The sequence below is a fragment of the Pseudomonas sp. LAMO17WK12:I10 genome, assembly GCF_900215185.1.
In the GTDB taxonomy this organism is placed as follows: domain Bacteria; phylum Pseudomonadota; class Gammaproteobacteria; order Pseudomonadales; family Pseudomonadaceae; genus Aquipseudomonas; species Aquipseudomonas chlororaphis.
The window spans coordinates 132,659-148,894 of record NZ_OBDX01000012.1 but is presented as its reverse complement, the minus strand read 5'-3'; the positions used below and the strand labels follow the sequence as shown (position 1 = coordinate 148,894).

At 65.3% G+C, this 16,236-nt stretch carries 16 protein-coding genes and 1 pseudogene; 9 read left to right on the top strand and 8 right to left on the bottom strand.

What is annotated here, in order from left to right; translation table 11 throughout:
* Nucleotides 1-84: 84 nt before the first annotated feature.
* A complete protein-coding gene (locus CRO75_RS15295) occupies nt 85-975 on the bottom strand; it encodes a LysR family transcriptional regulator (RefSeq protein WP_097136580.1) in 891 nt (296 codons plus the stop codon).
* 102 nt (nt 976-1,077) lie between these two features.
* Here CRO75_RS15295 and CRO75_RS15290 point away from each other — a divergent pair, with 102 nt between their 5' ends.
* On the top strand, nt 1,078-1,740 hold the full coding sequence (locus CRO75_RS15290; RefSeq protein ID WP_097136548.1) for an NAD(P)-binding domain-containing protein: 663 nt from the start codon (nt 1,078-1,080) through the stop codon (nt 1,738-1,740).
* A 92-nt stretch (nt 1,741-1,832) separates the two neighbouring features.
* On the opposite strand, the gene CRO75_RS15285 is transcribed toward CRO75_RS15290, so the two are convergent.
* The 6 genes from CRO75_RS15285 to CRO75_RS15260 all read right to left on the bottom strand — a co-directional run bounded on the left by CRO75_RS15285 (nt 1,833) and on the right by CRO75_RS15260 (nt 8,530).
* Nucleotides 1,833-2,174, bottom strand: coding sequence for a YXWGXW repeat-containing protein (locus CRO75_RS15285; RefSeq protein WP_009042559.1), 342 nt, complete (start codon nt 2,172-2,174; stop codon nt 1,833-1,835).
* A 183-nt stretch (nt 2,175-2,357) separates the two neighbouring features.
* The gene (locus tag CRO75_RS15280; RefSeq protein WP_097136546.1) at nt 2,358-2,888 is read right to left on the bottom strand and encodes a GNAT family N-acetyltransferase; all 531 of its coding nucleotides are present in this window, start codon (nt 2,886-2,888) and stop codon (nt 2,358-2,360) included.
* A 230-nt stretch (nt 2,889-3,118) separates the two neighbouring features.
* On the bottom strand, nt 3,119-4,135 hold the full coding sequence (locus CRO75_RS15275) for an Ldh family oxidoreductase (RefSeq protein WP_097136544.1): 1,017 nt from the start codon (nt 4,133-4,135) through the stop codon (nt 3,119-3,121).
* Between the two features lie 107 nt (nt 4,136-4,242).
* Nucleotides 4,243-5,817 carry an aldehyde dehydrogenase (NADP(+)) gene (locus CRO75_RS15270; RefSeq protein WP_097136542.1) on the bottom strand — a complete coding sequence of 525 codons (1,575 nt, stop codon included), beginning with the start codon at nt 5,815-5,817 and terminating at the stop codon, nt 4,243-4,245.
* Nucleotides 5,818-5,869: 52 nt separating this feature from the next.
* Nucleotides 5,870-7,438 (bottom strand): APC family permease, encoded by a 1,569-nt coding sequence (locus tag CRO75_RS15265; protein WP_097136540.1) that lies wholly within the window; start codon nt 7,436-7,438, stop codon nt 5,870-5,872.
* Nucleotides 7,439-7,609: 171 nt separating this feature from the next.
* The gene (locus tag CRO75_RS15260) at nt 7,610-8,530 is read right to left on the bottom strand and encodes a dihydrodipicolinate synthase family protein (RefSeq protein WP_097136538.1); all 921 of its coding nucleotides are present in this window, start codon (nt 8,528-8,530) and stop codon (nt 7,610-7,612) included.
* 425 nt (nt 8,531-8,955) lie between these two features.
* Here CRO75_RS15260 and CRO75_RS15255 point away from each other — a divergent pair, with 425 nt between their 5' ends.
* The 5 genes from CRO75_RS15255 (at nt 8,956) to CRO75_RS15235 (ending at nt 13,399) form a co-directional block, all read left to right on the top strand.
* A complete protein-coding gene (locus CRO75_RS15255) occupies nt 8,956-9,888 on the top strand; it encodes a 4-hydroxyproline epimerase (protein WP_097136536.1) in 933 nt (310 codons plus the stop codon).
* On the top strand, nt 9,885-11,018 hold the full coding sequence (locus tag CRO75_RS15250) for an FAD-dependent oxidoreductase (RefSeq protein ID WP_097136534.1): 1,134 nt from the start codon (nt 9,885-9,887) through the stop codon (nt 11,016-11,018). The genes CRO75_RS15255 and CRO75_RS15250 overlap by 4 nt, the downstream gene beginning before the upstream one ends.
* Complete coding sequence (locus CRO75_RS15245; protein WP_097136532.1) at nt 11,015-11,248, top strand: 2Fe-2S iron-sulfur cluster-binding protein; 234 nt, start codon at nt 11,015-11,017, stop codon at nt 11,246-11,248. The genes CRO75_RS15250 and CRO75_RS15245 overlap by 4 nt, the downstream gene beginning before the upstream one ends.
* Nucleotides 11,245-12,510: an FAD/NAD(P)-binding oxidoreductase gene (locus tag CRO75_RS15240; protein WP_097136530.1), complete on the top strand. Its 1,266-nt coding sequence runs from the start codon at nt 11,245-11,247 to the stop codon at nt 12,508-12,510. Before CRO75_RS15245 ends, CRO75_RS15240 begins: the two co-directional genes overlap by 4 nt.
* Nucleotides 12,511-12,622: 112 nt before the next feature.
* Nucleotides 12,623-13,399: an AraC family transcriptional regulator gene (locus CRO75_RS15235; RefSeq protein ID WP_097136528.1), complete on the top strand. Its 777-nt coding sequence runs from the start codon at nt 12,623-12,625 to the stop codon at nt 13,397-13,399.
* Between the two features lie 24 nt (nt 13,400-13,423).
* On the opposite strand, the gene CRO75_RS15230 is transcribed toward CRO75_RS15235, so the two are convergent.
* The gene (locus CRO75_RS15230; protein WP_085530043.1) at nt 13,424-14,197 is read right to left on the bottom strand and encodes a GNAT family N-acetyltransferase; all 774 of its coding nucleotides are present in this window, start codon (nt 14,195-14,197) and stop codon (nt 13,424-13,426) included.
* Between the two features lie 127 nt (nt 14,198-14,324).
* Between CRO75_RS15230 and CRO75_RS33210 the strand changes: the two are divergent.
* The 3 genes and pseudogenes from CRO75_RS33210 to CRO75_RS15215 form a co-directional block, all read left to right on the top strand.
* A pseudogene (locus CRO75_RS33210) lies at nt 14,325-14,533 on the top strand (AidA/PixA family protein); the annotation flags it as partial.
* Between the two features lie 239 nt (nt 14,534-14,772).
* On the top strand, nt 14,773-15,645 hold the full coding sequence (locus tag CRO75_RS15220; RefSeq protein WP_085530497.1) for an AarF/UbiB family protein: 873 nt from the start codon (nt 14,773-14,775) through the stop codon (nt 15,643-15,645).
* A gap of 184 nt (nt 15,646-15,829) precedes the next feature.
* Nucleotides 15,830-16,228, top strand: a complete 399-nt coding sequence (locus tag CRO75_RS15215; RefSeq protein ID WP_097136526.1) for a low affinity iron permease family protein — start codon at nt 15,830-15,832, stop codon at nt 16,226-16,228.
* Nucleotides 16,229-16,236 lie beyond the last annotated feature (8 nt).

The following is a 16,236-nucleotide window of genomic DNA, read 5'->3' as shown; positions in this document are numbered from 1 at the left end:
GTCGGACGAACGGTATTGGTTACAAAAAAGTTTGGTTCTCAAGACCTTCGAGCTAGAGCGCTTCGACGGTTTTTGGCGCTGATCTCAGGCGCCAAAACGAGCGATAGCCGCATCGATGAAGTGCCGCAGCTTGGCGGTCATCTGCCGGTCCGGCCGGTACAGCAGATGCATGGCGCGACTCGGCGCCTCATAGCCGGGTAGCAACTGCACCAACTCCCCCGCGGCCCGCGCCGGTTCGAGAAAATCCGCCGGCCCCAGGACGATGCCGAAGCCATCCACGGCCGCCGACAGCAAGGCCTTGCTCTCGTTGACGTGCAAGCGGCTGCGCACCTGAACCTCCTGCACCTGGCCATCGCGGCGGAACTGCCATTGGTTGTCCGCCGGCCGCGACCAGTAGGCGTACCCCAGGCACTCATGCTGTTCGAGATCGGCCGGTACCCGTGGCGTGCCCCGGGCCGCGAGGTAGGCAGGTGCCGCGCAGGCGATCAGCCGATAGGGCGCCAGCGGCCTGGCGGTGAGGCTGGAATCGGCCAGTGGTCCGATACGAAACGCTGCCTCGTAGCCCTCCTCCACCAGGTCGATGTAGCGATCGGTGAGGTGCAGGTCGATTTCCACCTGCGGATGCTCGCGCAAAAACGCCGTCACGAACGGCATGAGGCTGTAGGAACCGAAGGTCACCGGCGCGCTGATACGCAACTTGCCCCGGGGCGTGGCGTTCATGATCTGCGCCAGGGAATCGGCGGCCTGGGCCTCGCCGAGAATGTGCTTGCAGCGCTCGAGGTAGGCACTGCCCAGCTCGGTCAGGCTCTGCCGGCGCGTGGTGCGGTTGAGCAGGCGCGCGCCCAGCCGCTGCTCCAGCGCCGCCACATGCTTGGCGACCATCTGCGGCGACAGCCCCAGGCGGGTCGCCGCACGAGCATAGGAACCGCTTTCGGCGGCCGCGACAAAGGCCTCCATGCTGGTCAGACGATCCATCATTCAACACTCCCAGTAACAAGACCAAATACCAGACACTTATTTATCACCATCTAGTGTCGAATCATCATAGCCGCTCGACCCTTTCAACGGAGAATGGACATGCGTATCGGCATTATCGGAGCAGGTTTTATCGGGCGCGCCGTGGCGCAACTGGCCCTGGCGGCGGGGCATGAGGTGATGCTCAGCAACTCCCGCGGCCCACAGACCATGAGCAGCGTGGCCAGCGGCATTCGCGGCAGCCGCATCGGCAGCGTCGAAGAGGCCGTGCAATTCGGCGAGCTGGTGCTGGTGGCCATCCCGCTGGCCCATTACCGCAGCCTCCCCGCGGCCCTGCTGGCCGGCAAGACGGTGCTGGACGCCAATAACTATTACCCGTCCCGCGACGGTCATATCGAGGCCCTGGACCGCTTCGAAACCACCACCAGCCAATTGCTCGCCGAGCACCTCGAAGGCGCCAGGGTGGTGAAGGTGTTCAATGCCATCCTCGCCCAGGACCTGCTGACCGACGCCCGCCCCAGTGGCGTCCCTGATCGCCGCGCCCTGCCGATTGCCGGCGACGATCCGCAGGCCAAGGCGCAGGTCGTGCAATTGCTCGACGAGCTGGGTTTCGACACGGTCGATGGCGGCGGCCTGGCGGACAGCTGGCGTTTCGAACGGGCCAAACCGGCCTACTGCATCCCGCTGGATAAACCGGGGCTGCGCGCGGCCCTGGCGCAGGCGCAACGAGAAGTCGAACTGCCCGAAGGCTGGTGGCGCTCCTGACGCCAAGCCATGCAGCGTTCCGCGAGCGCAAAAAAAAAACGACCCGTTCGGGTCGTTTTCATAGGTTTGCCTGTGTGCCGGTTCGCCTTCGTTCAACTGGCCCAGCCACCTGCATGCAGGTGCCAGCCATCGCCGCGACGCTCCCAGAACGGGTGCACATAATGGTACCCGGGACGCAACGCCTCCCAGTGACCATGGACCGCCACATACTGCCGGCCATCCCAGTGCCAGTAAGCCCGGGACCAGACATAACCCGGGCGATGCATAGGCTCGACTTCGATGACCCGCACCGGCGGTGGTTGTGGTGCAACCACCTCGACGTATTCCACCGGCGCCGCGCGTTCGACCACCCGCCGCTCATGCACCACCCGTTCCTGCACACACCCGGAGGCCACTACGACCACCGCCACCAGAGCCGTGTAACGTAACAACATGCTGCCTCCCCGGCGCTTGACGCCGACGCGTGAACTTACTGACAACGCCCCCTGTAACTACCCGGCTCCTGCCAGGCGTAAGACGTGTTTTAACAGCTCGAAACTGTCTGCTAGCTGAACCTGATAGCAGCAGGCAGATAGCGGCAGCAAGGTGGCGACAAACGGCCATTCAGCGGCAGCGGATCAACGTCCTCGGGCGTCGAAATCCGCCCGGGTCATCTCGAAAAACTTGCTCGGCAGGCCCTCGAACTCGCCATCGCGCACAAAACGAAAACCCAGCTTGCGCGCCACCCCCAGCGAGGCCTCGTTCAAGGCATGGGCATCGGCGACGATGCGCTCGACTCCAGCCCCGAGAAAAGCGTGCTCGACAATGCGCCCCGCCGCCTCGGACGCAACACCCCTGCCCCACGCCCGGCGCACCAGGCGCCAGCCCATTTCCAATTCCGGGCCGACAGCATCGTAGGGAATGAACGACACCCAGCCGAGAAACTCCTCCGGCGCGGACTTGGCAAAGATCGCCCAATAGCCGCAGTGCTCACCAAAATCGCGCTCCATACGCGAACGCACGAAATCGCGGTGCTCCTCGCCACCGTCCCAGGGGCCGGGAAGGTAACGGGTGACGTGCGGATCGAGGTCCATGGCGATGCACGCCTCGAAGTGTTCGAGGGTACGCGGGCGCAGCAACAGGTTGGGGGTTTCGAAGTGAAGGTTCATCAACTGGATATCCGTATTCGCCGAGGGTAAAAAACGCCGCAGTGAAAGTAGCAGGCTGGCGTCGGAATCGCTGGATATCCGTAGCAGAACGTCCCCCTGACACGCAGATACCTATAGGAGCGAAGCTTGCTCGCGATAAAGTCGTCACAGGCGCCACTGCGTCCAAGCAGTTACCTCGTCTTGGAGGCCACCGACGCTATCGCGAGCAAGCTCGCTCCTACAGATCGCGGTTACTGCGCCAACAGCGCCTGGATATCGTTGAACAACGCGCGGGGGATCTTTACGCCGTGTTGCGTGCTGCGGGCCCTGGCTTCGAAACGCCGCTGCGACGGCAGCCGCGCGCCCTGCCCCGTGATGGCTGCGAACAGTCCTTCGGCGCGTTCCAGACCTTTCTCGTAGTCCGGCCCCAGAAACACCTGCGGATCGAACGCCAGGATCAGCTCGCCATGGCAAGGCGCGGCGCCGACGCCGGCGTCGAAGGCCATGGACTCGGCGCTGGTGAGGTCGCCGATCAGCGCGCCGGCCAGCAGTTCGATCATCGCCGCCAGGGCTGAACCCTTGTGCCCGCCGAAGGTTTGCATGGCGCCTTGCAGGGCTGCCCTGGCATCTGTGGTTGGTTGGCCCTGGGAATCGATAGCCCAGTGTTCGGGGATGGCCTTGCCTTGGCGCGCGTGCAGTTCGATATCGCCGCGGGCGATGGCGCTGGTGGCGAAGTCGAACACGAACGGCTGGCCCCCTGGCCGTGGCCAGGCGAACGCCAGGGGGTTGGTGCCAAACACCGGCTTGCTGCCGCCGGCCGGCGCCACCCAGCTGTGGCTGGGATTCATGGCGATGCCCACCAGTCCCTCGGCGGCGATGGCCTCGACCTCCGGCCACAGAGCGGAGAAGTGAAAACAACGCTTGATCGCCATGGCCGCCAGCCCCTGGCTGCGGGCCTTTTCCGCCAGCAATGGCAAGCCGGTCTGGAACGCCAGCAGGGAATAACCGTAGTGCGCATCCACTTCCAGCACGCCCGCAGAGATAGGCCGCAGGCTCGGCTCGGCCAGCGGATCGACCTGGCCCTCGCGCACGGAGCGCACACACCCCAGCAAGCGGTACACCCCGTGGGAATGGCACTCGTCGCGCTGGCCCTGGGTGATGACCTCGGCAATGGCCCGGGCATGGGCATCGGACAGGCCGTGGCGGGTCAGCACCTTGAGGGACAGGTCATGGACTTCGGCGAGGGAAAGAGTGACGAGATCGGACATGGGGCTTGTGCTCCGATAAAAACCGTGGGGGCCGGGAAACCCGGCCCCATGGAGTTGAGAGTGAGAACGCTGCAGGCCTGCGGCCTGATCGCAGCCTGCAGCAGCGGCTACAACGGGCGCTCGCCATTGAGACGCTGTGGAACCTGCCAGGGGTTGTCGTTGCGCAAAGCCTGCGGCAGCAGTGCTGGTGGCCAGTTCTGGTACGACACCGGGCGCAGGAACCGCTGGATCGCCAGGCTGCCCACCGAAGTGGTGCGCGTGTCCGAGGTGGCGGGGAACGGCCCGCCATGGACCATGGCGTGGCCGACTTCGACCCCGGTGCCAAAACCGTTGACCAACAGGCGGCCGGCTTTTCTTTCCAGCAACGGCAACAACTCCCGGGCTTGCGGATGGTCGTTGTCGCTCAGGTGCAGGGCGATGGTCAGTTGGCCTTCCAGGGTCGCCAGCAGCGCTTTCATCTGCGCGGCATCGCTGCAACGCACGATCAACGAGGCCGGACCGAAGACTTCTTCGCGCAGCGCAGCGCGGGCCATAAAGGCCTCGGCCGACGTGCTGAACAGCGCGGCACGGGCCTGATAACGCTGGCCATCGGCGCCCTGCCCCAAGGACTCCACCTCGGCATGCCGCAGCAGCCGCTCGACACCCTGGCAGTAGCTGGCGTGGATGCCTGGCGTCAGCATGGTCTGCGCCGGCGCCAGCTTGAGCGCAGCAGCCGCCGCGGCTTCGAATGCGCGCAACGCCGGGCTGTCGACGGCGAGGATCAACCCCGGGTTGGTGCAGAACTGCCCGGCGCCCAGGGTCAGGGAACCGACAAAGGCCTGGGCGATGGCTTCGCCGCGCTCGGCCAGCGCATTGGCCAGCAGCAGCACCGGGTTGATCGAACTCATCTCGGCATAGACCGGGATCGGTTCCTCGCGGACCGCGGCAATCTTCATCAGCGCCACGCCGCCGCTGCGCGAACCGGTAAAGCCCACGGCCTTGATCCGCCTGTCCGCCACCAGCCCCTGGCCGATGCTGCGACCGGAATCGAACAGCAGCGAGAACACCCCTTCCGGCAACCCGTGGCTATGCACTGCCTGCTGGATTGCCTGGCCTACCAGTTCCGAGGTGCCGGGGTGCGCCGAATGCGCCTTGACCACCACCGGGCAACCGGCGGCCAGCGCCGAGGCGGTGTCGCCGCCGGCCACGGAAAACGCCAGGGGAAAGTTCGAGGCGCCGAACACCGCCACCGGCCCGATGGCGATCTGGCGCAGGCGCAAATCCACCTTGGGCAAGGGTTGGCGCTCCGGCTGGGCCGGGTCGATGCGTGCCTCCAGGAAGCTGCCGTCACGCACCACCGCCGCGAACAAACGCAGTTGGCCTACGGTGCGCCCGCGCTCGCCTTCCAGGCGGGCACGGGGCAAGCCGGTCTCGCTCATGCAGCGCTCGATCAGCTCATCACCGAGGGCGAGGATGTTGCCGGCGATGCTCTCCAGGAACGCCGCCCGTTGCTCCAGGCCGGTTTCCCGGTAGCGGTCGAACGCCGCCTCGGCCAGGGCGCAGGCGCGCTCCAGGTCGTCCGGGCCGGCGCCGCCAAAACCCGGCGCCAGGGCCTCGCCAGTGGCGGCGGCCAGCGCCTGTACTTCGCCGTGGCCACCCCGCACGCGGGCTTGGCCGATCAGCAGTTGTCCTGTTACAGGCATGGGTTACCTCTCTGAGTAAATGGCGTGAGCTGAATGGATGCCTGGGTCGTGCTCATTCGTCTGCCCCTTCCAACAACAGCTTGCTACCTGGCACCCCGGTGTTGGCGCCCCAGTAGTAGATGCACAGGGCCATGAGGGTGACGACCAGGGTGTCGTAGGGATGAGTGAGCACGCCGATCCCACCGAAGCTGCCCAGGTAGGAAATGACCATGGTCAGGGCATAAAAGGCGATCAGCCACAGGGACGAGCACACCTGTTCGGTCAGGCTCAGGTGGTCGGTGGGCACCAGGCGTTTGCAGCCCAGGTAGATGACGAACATCAGGATCTGCAGGCCCAGCAGCCAGGACACCGTGCTCCAGCCGGACCAGTAGACGATCAGCGCGGCGATGACGAAGGACACCGGCCCCAACAGGCCGAAGCCGCTGACCCGGAACGGCCGCGGCAGGTCCGGCGCACTCTTGCGCAGCGCCGCCACGCTGATCGGGGCGATCGCGTAACTCAGCACCAGGGCCGCCGACACCACATTGATCAGCGCTTCCCAGGACGGGAACGGCAAGGTCCAGAACACCGACAGGCCGAAGGTCAGCCACAGCGCCGGGCGCGGGATGCCGGACTGCTCGTCGATGCGGGTGAAGATCTTGAAGAAGGTCCCGGTCTTCGCCCAGCCGTACACCACCCGTGGCGTAGCGTTCATGTAGATGTTGCCGCAGCCGCTGGGGGAAATCACCGCGTCCGCCACCACCAGGTAGGCCAGCCAGCCGACGCCCAGGGTCAGGGCGATGTCGCGGTACGGCAGGGAGAATTGCTTGCTGATGCTGCTCCAGCCGTTGGCCAGCATATCGGTGGGAATGCTGCCGAGGAACGCCAGTTGCAGCAGGCCGTAGATCAGGGTCGAGAGCAGGACCGAAAGGATCAGCGCGATGGGAATGGTGCGCTGTGGATTGCGCACTTCGCTGGCCACCGAAATGATCGGCGTCAGGCCCAGGTAGGCGAAGATGATGCCGCCGGCGGAGACCGCCATTTCGATGCCGGACAGCCCAAAGGGAGCAAAGCCCTGGACGTGGAAATTCTCCGCTTTGAAGAAAGTGAACAGCACGCCGATGACCAGCAGCGGCACGACGAACTTGAACAGGCTGATGAGGTTGTTGGACTTGGCGAAGGTCTTGACGCTGGAGTAGTTGAGCCAGAAGAACAGGCACAACAGGGCGAACTGCACCAGCCAGCCGAGAAGGGTCGGGTTGCTGTTGCCGGCATGGGTCAGCCCCGGAAACCAAGCCGCCGCGTATTGCCGCGCCGCCACCACTTCAATGGCCACCAGGCTGGAAAACGCGATCAGGGTGATAAAGCCCATCAGGTAGCCCAGCAGCGGCCCGTGGGAGAACACCGGATAACGCACCACCCCGCCGGCTCGCGGCAGGGCCGCGCCCAGTTCGCAATAGACGATGCCCAGCAGCAGGACGGCGAAACCGCCGAGCAGCCAGGAGAAGATCCCCGCCGGCCCGGCGATGGCTGAGACATGGCTGGCGGCGAACAACCAGCCGGAACCGAAGATCGCCCCCAGGCCGATGAAGGTGAGGTCAACCAGAGAGAGCTGTTTCTTGAATTTGCCTTGGCCTGACATAGGCGCGCCTTCTTATTGAGTTATTGGAGTAGGCAGATCGAATGTCGCGCCGGCCTCCTGCGGGCAGGCGGCCGACGGGGTGAAACACGGCACTGCGCGAGTGCCTGATGGTTCTTCTCGTGGACCAGGCCGCCCCGCGAGCCACTGCGCGGGGGCGGCCTGTCGGCGGGTTTACAGACCGACGTCCGGCAACTGCGGACGCTCGGCCAGGGCCTTGGCGACTATCGCCTTGACCTCGGCCAGGGTCTCGCCCTGCAGGGCCAGGCGCGGTGGGCGGGTGACCGAGGAGCCGCGACCGACCAGTTCCTCGCAAAGCTTGATGCACTGCACCAGGTCCGGACGCGCATCCAGGTGCAGCAGCGGCATGAACCAGCGATACAGCGCCAGGGCTTCCTCGAAGCGTTTTTCCCTGGCCAGGCGGAACAGCGTCTCGCCCTCTTTCGGGAAGGCGTTGGACATCCCGGAGACCCAGCCTTCGGCGCCGACGGCGATGCTTTCCACCACCACGTCATCCAGGCCGGCGAACAGCACGAAGCGGTCGCCCACGGCATTGCGCAGATCGATGAAGCGCCGGGTGTCGCCGGAGGAGTCCTTGAAGCAGACGATGTTTTCGCAGTCCTGCAGGGCGATCAGCACGTCCGGGGTGACGTCGTTTTTATAGATCGGCGGGTTGTTGTAGACCATCACCGGCAAGTCGGTGCCGGTGGCGATGGCGCGAAAGTGCGCGGCGGTTTCATGGGACTTGGCCGAATACACCAGGGCCGGCATGACCATCACCCCGTCGACCTCGACCTTGGCCGCTTCGCGCACGGTGTTGCGGGCGAACTCGGTGGTGAACTCGGCGATCCCGGCGATCACCGGTACGCGGCCGCCGGCGGCGTCCTTGGCGACCTCGATCACCGAGAGTTTTTCCGCGGTGCTCAGCGAGGTGTTTTCGCCCACGGTGCCGCACACCACCAGGCCCGACACACCGTCGGCCACCAGGTTGCGCATGACGCTGTGGGTGGCGTCCAGGTCCAGGGAAAAGTCGGCTTTGAACTGGGTGCTGACGGCAGGGAACACACCGCTCCAGTGGATGGCTTTACGGCTCATGGTCTTGTCCTTGTAGGTTGAGTCGGTCGGGGCCGACAGGCGTTGGAAACGAAAAACAGATTCCGCCTTTCACCGCTTCGCAGCTTGAGGTTTTTCCCGCTCAAGCAAGACGAAATCGGCACATTTGCCCAATCGCCCACATACCTTTCCTGCGCTTTTTCCCGCAGAACCATGCCCCCTGTAGCCGCTGCCGCAGGCTGCGATCGGCTGCGCAGCAGACGCAGAACCTGTATCCCCGGTCTTTCTGTCACACCGCGCCGTCCGATCTGGCGGACGCTGTGCGTCCGTGCGCAGCCTGCGGCAGCGGCTACAGGGTTGACGGAAAACCCCACTGTGCCGATTTCGTCATCCGCCGCAGAGAAAACCCACAAGCGATGCAGCCCTTTCCCGAGCCAATCTGTAGGCCTTTTCCGTCAGGTGCTGCCATGAAAAAAATAACCGTCATCGATTCACATACGGGGGGCGAGCCGACTCGCCTGGTTGTCGACGGCTTTCCCGACCTGGGCGGCGGTTCGATGGCCCAGCGGCTGGCCGTCCTGCAAGAGCGCCACGATCGCTGGCGCACGGCTTGCGTGCTGGAACCGCGGGGCAGCGACGTGCTGGTGGGGGCCCTGCTGTGCAAACCCCAGGCGGCCGATGCCTGTGCCGGGGTGATCTTCTTCAACAACAGCGGTTACCTGGGCATGTGCGGCCACGGCACCATCGGCCTGGTGCGTTCGCTGTATCACCTGGGGCGCATCGAACCCGGCGTGCACCGCATCGAAACCCCGGTGGGCACCGTCAGCGCCACCCTGCACGACGACCTCTCGGTCAGCGTGCGCAACGTGCCGGCCTACCGATACCGCAGCGGCGTCGAACTGCAACTGCCCGGCCACGGCACCGTCCGTGGCGATATCGCCTGGGGCGGCAACTGGTTCTTCCTGATCAGCGAGCATGGCCAGCGTATCGCCCTGGATAACGTCGAAGCCCTGACCCACTACACCTGGGCCGTGCGCGAAGCCCTGGAGGCCGCCGGCATCAGCGGCGCCGACGGTGGTGTGATCGACCATATCGAACTGTTCGCCGACGACCCGCAGGCCGACAGCCGCAACTTCGTGCTGTGCCCCGGCAAGGCTTACGACCGCTCCCCCTGCGGCACCGGCACCAGCGCCAAGCTGGCCTGCCTGGCCGCCGACGGCAAACTCGCGCCCGGGGCGACCTGGCGCCAGGCCAGCGTGATCGGCAGCCAGTTCAGCGCCCACTACGAACAGGCGGGCGAGCAGGTCATCCCGACCCTTCGCGGCACCGCCCATATCAGCGCCGAAGCCACCTTGCTGATCGAAGACAGCGACCCTTTCGGCTGGGGCATCGTCTCGTGAGCCAGCCGGCCGAAGCCGACGTCCTGGTGATTGGCGGCGGCATAGTCGGGGCCGCCTGCGCCCATGAAATGGCCCGCCGCGGCCTGCGGGTACGGGTGCTCGACAACGCCAGCGGCGGCGCCACCGGCGCGGGCATGGGCCACCTGGTGGCGATGGACGACAACCGCGCCGAACTGGCCCTGAGTCACTACTCCATCGGCCTGTGGAACCAGCTGCGCGTGCACCTGCCGGCCGCCTGCGCCTACCGCAATTGCGGCACCCTGTGGCTGGCCGCGGACGCTGCGGAAATGGACCTGGCCCGGGCCAAGCAAATCAACCTGGCCCAGCACGGAGTGGCGGGCGAATTGCTCGACAGCGCGACCCTGGCTGCACTCGAACCCCTGTTGCGCAAAGGGCTTGGCGGCGCCCTGAAGATCCCCGGCGACGGCATTCTCTACGCCCCGGCCACCGCCCACTGGCTGTTGCACAACACATCGGGGATCAGCTGCGAGCGGGCCACGGTCAGCGCCATCGCCGACCACCGTGTGGAGCTGGATGACGGCCGTGTGCTGCGTGCTGAGTACGTGGTGCTGGCCAACGGTCTGGCGGCGCAGAACCTGCTGCCGGAGTTGCCGCTGCGGCCGAAGAAAGGCCATCTGCTGATCACCGATCGTTACCCCCGGCAGGTATCCCACCAACTGGTGGAACTGGGCTACGCCGCCAGCGCCCACGCCAGCAACGGCACCTCGGTGGCGTTCAATGTGCAGCCACGGCCGACCGGGCAATTGCTGATCGGCTCGTCCCGGCAGTTCGACAGCCTCGACCCGGCCATCGAGCCCGAAGTACTGACCCCAATGCTGCAACGGGCCGTGGCCTATCTGCCGGGGCTCGCACAATTGAACGGCATCCGCGCCTGGACCGGCTTTCGCGCCGCCACCCCGGACGGCCTGCCGATCCTTGGCCAACACCCACGCCACACAGGCCTGTGGCTGACGGTCGGGCATGAAGGCCTGGGCGTCACCACCGCCCCCGGCAGCGGCCGGCTGCTGACCCAACTGCTGCTCGGCGAACGACCGGATATCGACGCCCAGGCCTATCGCCCCGCACGCTTCACCGAGCTGAACGCCTCCCTGACTGGAACTGCCCCATGATCATTTACCTGGACCGTCAGGCGCTGACCGTGGGCGATGGCCTGAGCGTCGCCGCCGCCGTCGCCGCCAGCGGCGACCCACGTACCCGAACCTCCTGCAGCGGCCAGCCCCGGGCGCCCTTCTGCGGCATGGGCATCTGCCAGGAATGCCGCATGACCATCGACGGCCGGCGCCAGCTGGCCTGCCAGACCTTGTGCCGCGAAGGCATGCACGTGGAGCGCACGCCATGAGTCAACAGCGCCTGAGCTGCGACATCCTTATCGTCGGCAGTGGCCCGGCCGGCCTCGCGGCGGCCCGGGCAGCGAGCCGCGGCGATCTCTCGATCGTCCTGCTCGACGACAACCCGCGCCCCGGCGGCCAGATCTGGCGCAACGGGCCGGGCGTCACGCTCGCCGGCATCGCCCGCGACGCCTTGCAGGTGCTGGAGCATCCTCGGTTGCGTTACCTGCCAGGCACCCGGGTGGTGGCCGGCGCCGGCGCCAATGCCCTGCTGCTGGAAAATGCCGAGCAGGCTTTGCTGCTCCGCTATCAGAGCCTGATCCTGTGCTGCGGCGCCCGCGAACTGCTGCTGCCCTTCCCCGGCTGGACCTTGCCCGGAGTGACGGGCGCCGGGGCCTTGCAAGCGCTGCTGAAAAACGGCCTGACGCTGGCCGGCGAGCGCGTGGTCATCGCCGGCAGCGGGCCATTGCTGCTGGCCAGCGCCGCCACCGCGCGCCAGGCCGGTGCCCGGGTGCAGGCGGTCCTGGAGCAGGCCCCGCTGGCCGCGCTGGCGACATTCGCCGCCGGGCTCTGGCGCTGGCCGGCCAAGCTCGGCCAGGCCGCCGGGCTGGCCACTGCGGCCTATCGCTGGAATGCCCATGTGCTCGAGGCCCTGGGCGAAGATCGCCTGCAAGCGGTGCGTATCCAGCAGGGCGAGCAGGTTCGGGAAATACCCTGCGAACGTCTCGCCTGCGGTTTCGGGCTGGTGCCCAACACCACCCTGGCCAGCCATCTCGGCTGCCAGCTGCAGGCCAACGCCATCGCGGTGGATCGCTACCAGGCCACCAGCCTCGCCCGGGTCTACGCGGCCGGCGAATGCACCGGGGTCGGCGGCAGCGAACTGGCGAGGGTCGAAGGCGAGATCGCCGGGCTGGCCGCCAGCGGGCAGACCCGGGAGGCCATCGCGCTGATCCAGCGCCGGGCCCATTGGCAGGCGTTCGCCGAGCGAGTGAGTGAAACCTTCGCCCTGCAACCGGCGCTTCTGCGCCTGGCGCGAGCTGATACGCTGCTGTGCCGCTGCGAGGATGTGCCCTACGCCGAGGTAGCTGGCGAAGCGAGCTGGAGCGAGGCCAAACTGCACAGTCGCTGCGGCATGGGCGCCTGCCAGGGGCGAGTCTGCGCCACGGCGGCACAGGCCCTGTTCGGCTGGGCCGCGCCGACGCCACGAGCGCCCCTGGTGCCGGCGCGGATCGAAACCTTGCTGATGGAATCGCCGACACCCGGCGCGAAGTGAAGCGCAGACCGTTGCCGCGGGCCGCATGCCAACGACGCCGCGGCATTCAAGGATGAGCCCGTAGACCCAAAGTCGCGGGGAGCGCCTCGTCCCACAACAAGAGCAGCCCTTGATGATCGATACCGCTCAGCTGCACCGCCTGCCCGAAGCCATCGCCAGCCAGGCGCCCGAGGATATTCACGGCCTGCTGGGCAGCATGGCCCTGGTGATCCCGCTGCTCGACACCCTGCCCAACGCGGTGTTTTTCATCAAAGACCTGCAAGCCCGCTACCTCACCGCCAACCTGACCCTGGCCCAGCGCTGCGGCTTCAAGAACGTCGCGCCGCTGCTGGGCAAGACCTCGGCCGAGGTGTTTCCCGCCGTGCTCGGCCCGGTCTATACCGAGCAGGACCAACGCGTGCTGCGCCAGGGCGTCACCATCAAGGGCCAGCTGGAACTGCACCTGTACGGCAGCCGCGAACCCGGCTGGTGCCTGACCCACAAGCTGCCGCTGCACGGGCGCGACGGGCGGATCATCGGCATGGCCGGCATCTCCCTCGACCTGCAGGCCGCCCGCGACGCGCACCCGGCCTACGAACGCCTGGCCGCGGTGGACCGGCATATCCGCGAGCACTACAACGAAGCCATCCGCCTCGACGACCTGACCCATATCGCCGACCTGTCGATCGCCCAGCTGGAGCGCTACTGCAAACGCATCTTCCACCTCACCCCACGGCAGATGATCCACAAGGTGCGCCTGGAACACGCCTCGCGCCTGCTGCTCGGCGAACTGCCGATCACCGACGTCGCCCTGCAATGCGGCTACACCGACCACAGCGCCTTCAGCCGCCAGTTCAAGGCGCTGACCGGCGTCAGCCCACGGCAGTTCCGGCAGAACGCCGCGCATTGAGCGAAGTGTTTGCCCACCACCTGCTCATTCGCGGTAAAAGGTCGTGTACCCGAACAAAGTGTCGAACCCCGCCTTCCGGTAGATCGACAGCCCCTCCTGGGAGGCCTCCAGCACACACAGGCTCACCCCCTGTTTTTTCGCATACGCCAGCGCGTGTCGAATCAGTGCGCTGGCATAGCCCCGGCCCTGGTATTCGGGCCGGGTGCCGATATCATCCAGACGCGCCACCGCCGGCCCCAACGACAGGGTCAGCGAACTGACGGGCAGCGACTGCTCATACAGGGTGAAATGCATCAACGGCTGGCCGTTTTGCAGCGCCACCCGATGCCGGGCCAGGTATTGCCCCGCTCCCGCATCACCCGACTCGAAGGCACTTTCCACGGGATCAGCCCAATCCTCGAGCTGCTCATCGGTACGACGAATGTCGAAGCTCACCGCCACATCCGGTGGCAATTCATGGACGCTCAGATCGACCCACATCGACGTGGTTCTATCGCCTTCCAACAAGTGCTGCTCCAGCAGCAGGTCGCGGACCTGCGCCACCAGGTCATCGTGCACAACCACACAAAAAGGCAGCCCCGCGCGTTCAAGAAACCCGATGCCTGCAAGCACCCCCACGGCCAGGTCCGGCCCTGTTCGCTTGACGAACAGCAGGTTCAGACTGCTGGCGACGACACCCGTGCAGTACGCCGCAAGACTATCGTTAAAGTGCCAGTTTTCTTGTGAAATGGCCGAGAAAAAAAGGTCCTCTGCCTGATGATAGAGAGCGACCGTACGGGACTGCGTAACGCTGGACATCGTGCTCACTCCTAAGTCTGCTCGCGCCCCCGGTGTCGCGCTCTTCAATCCACGGTAACCCCGAGCACCCGGGCCCTCCAGAAAAATTCTGTTTTAGAGTGTGAAGGTGTGTGTTCGTCGATAGAGCAACCGGATCCGCCGGCGCGAAACCAGCCTGTCGCAGAGCTTCGAAACCGCGGTAGTGTTCTACAAGTTCATCAGTGGCCAGGGCAACGCCCCCCCACTCCACGCAAGGCCACCGCCTGAATGGCGGTTACCAACCCCAGCAACCCTTCGGTGCCCAGCTATCAGAAAGTGGACAACGACTACTGGTCGTCCGAAATCCTGGCCTGCGGCAGTTCCGGCAGAATGCCGCGCTTTGACCCCGCCTACCGGCCTACTCGGTCCAACCCCGGCCAAAACAGGCTGTGGCCGGCCAGAGGTCCTTTTCCCTCGCAAGGGCACAGAAGGCACCCGGATGAATTTCGTGAACGCCAGGACTTGCGATGAATTATGATGCGCGCCCTTTCGGCTCGCGTTTCAGCGCAGGCTCACAGCGCCACCCTTCGTTCGCCATCCAAGGCCAGGAACCCTGCATGCTTCACCTCAGGAGCTTCACCCGAACGCTGCATCGGCAGCAGATCGATGGCGTGACCTTCCACTTCGATCCATCCCACCGGCACGAACTGGACCCGCTGCTACGGCGTTTTCTGGCCAAGCCCGAGCAATATCCCACGCTGGATATTCCGGAAGACACCCGGGGCGTGTTCCTGCTCGAAGGTGAGCGCCAATGGGTGCTCAAGCGCAACCGCCTGACTCACTGGAAAAAGCAGCTGCAGAACTTCCTCGGGCTCAAGCGCAGCTTCGGCCTGCACGACCTGACCAATGAATTCATCAACCTGTCGGTGGTGTCGGGCAAATCCGCCCTCTCGCCCCAGGTCTCGGCGTTTGGCTACAAGGGGCGTTTTCCGTTCCTGCGCGAAGAGTACTTGCTGCTGGGTTTCTGGGCAGATCATTGCAGCGTCGACGACCGCCTGCTGGCCCATCCCGAGCAGGCTGAAACCCTGTTACCGGCGATCTTCCGGCTGTTCGGCCAGATGCTTGACGACGACTTCGTGCACATGGACCCCCACCCGAAAAACATTCTGGTCGCCGCCGATGGCCACCTGCGCCTGATCGACTTCGAGTGCTGCGCCCACTCGGTACTCGACCGCGACTTCAGCCTGGGTTTCCTGCTGGGTTACTTCTACCGCTTCTGGTTCCGGCGCTTCATCTCGCAGCAGGATTACGACCGGCTTTGCGAGGCCTACCTGAACGCGGAGCACCCCAACCTGGATCGCACCGTCTTCCAGCCGGTGTACCAGCGCTTTCGCGACCAAAACGTCTCACGCAGCACGCGCTACCGCATCCTCACCTGCGCCCGGGCACAAGCGGCGTTCCAGCGCGAAATCAGCGGCTCCCAAGGCTAATCCGAGATCCCGCTCAAGCGTTCTTGATGAGTGTTTTTTATATCGCCTAGCAGCCCCTTTGGCGGATCTATACCGGGGCAACGTCAGACAGCAGGCAGCGAGCCAGGTCGACTGAAGAGAAAAAGAATTTTCCCCCTGCCGCCGCTGTCTGAATTTCAGATGCCGCCGCACAGGGGAAACGACAATGAAATTCGCCAAATTCTCGCAGAAGCTGTCGCTGTGGGCCGGCAGTCCGGTGACCTTTCTGATCGCGCTGGCATTGATTGCGATCTGGGGCATGAGCGGGCCGGTCTTTGGTTTCAACGATACCTGGCAGCTGGTCATCAATACCTCTACCACCATCATCACCTTCCTGATGGTGTTCCTGATCCAGAACACCCAGAACCGCGATAACGACATCCTGCACTTGAAGATCGACGAACTGCTGCGCGCCACCAAGGATGCGCACAATGCGTTGCTGAGCCTGGATGGGCTGGATCTCGAGCAGTTGGAGAAACTGCGCCAGGAATACAGGGAAATCGGCGAGGGCGAACCCTTGAAGCTGGATGAGCTACCGCCGGAGCAACAGCAGAAACCCAGCTGAAATCGATG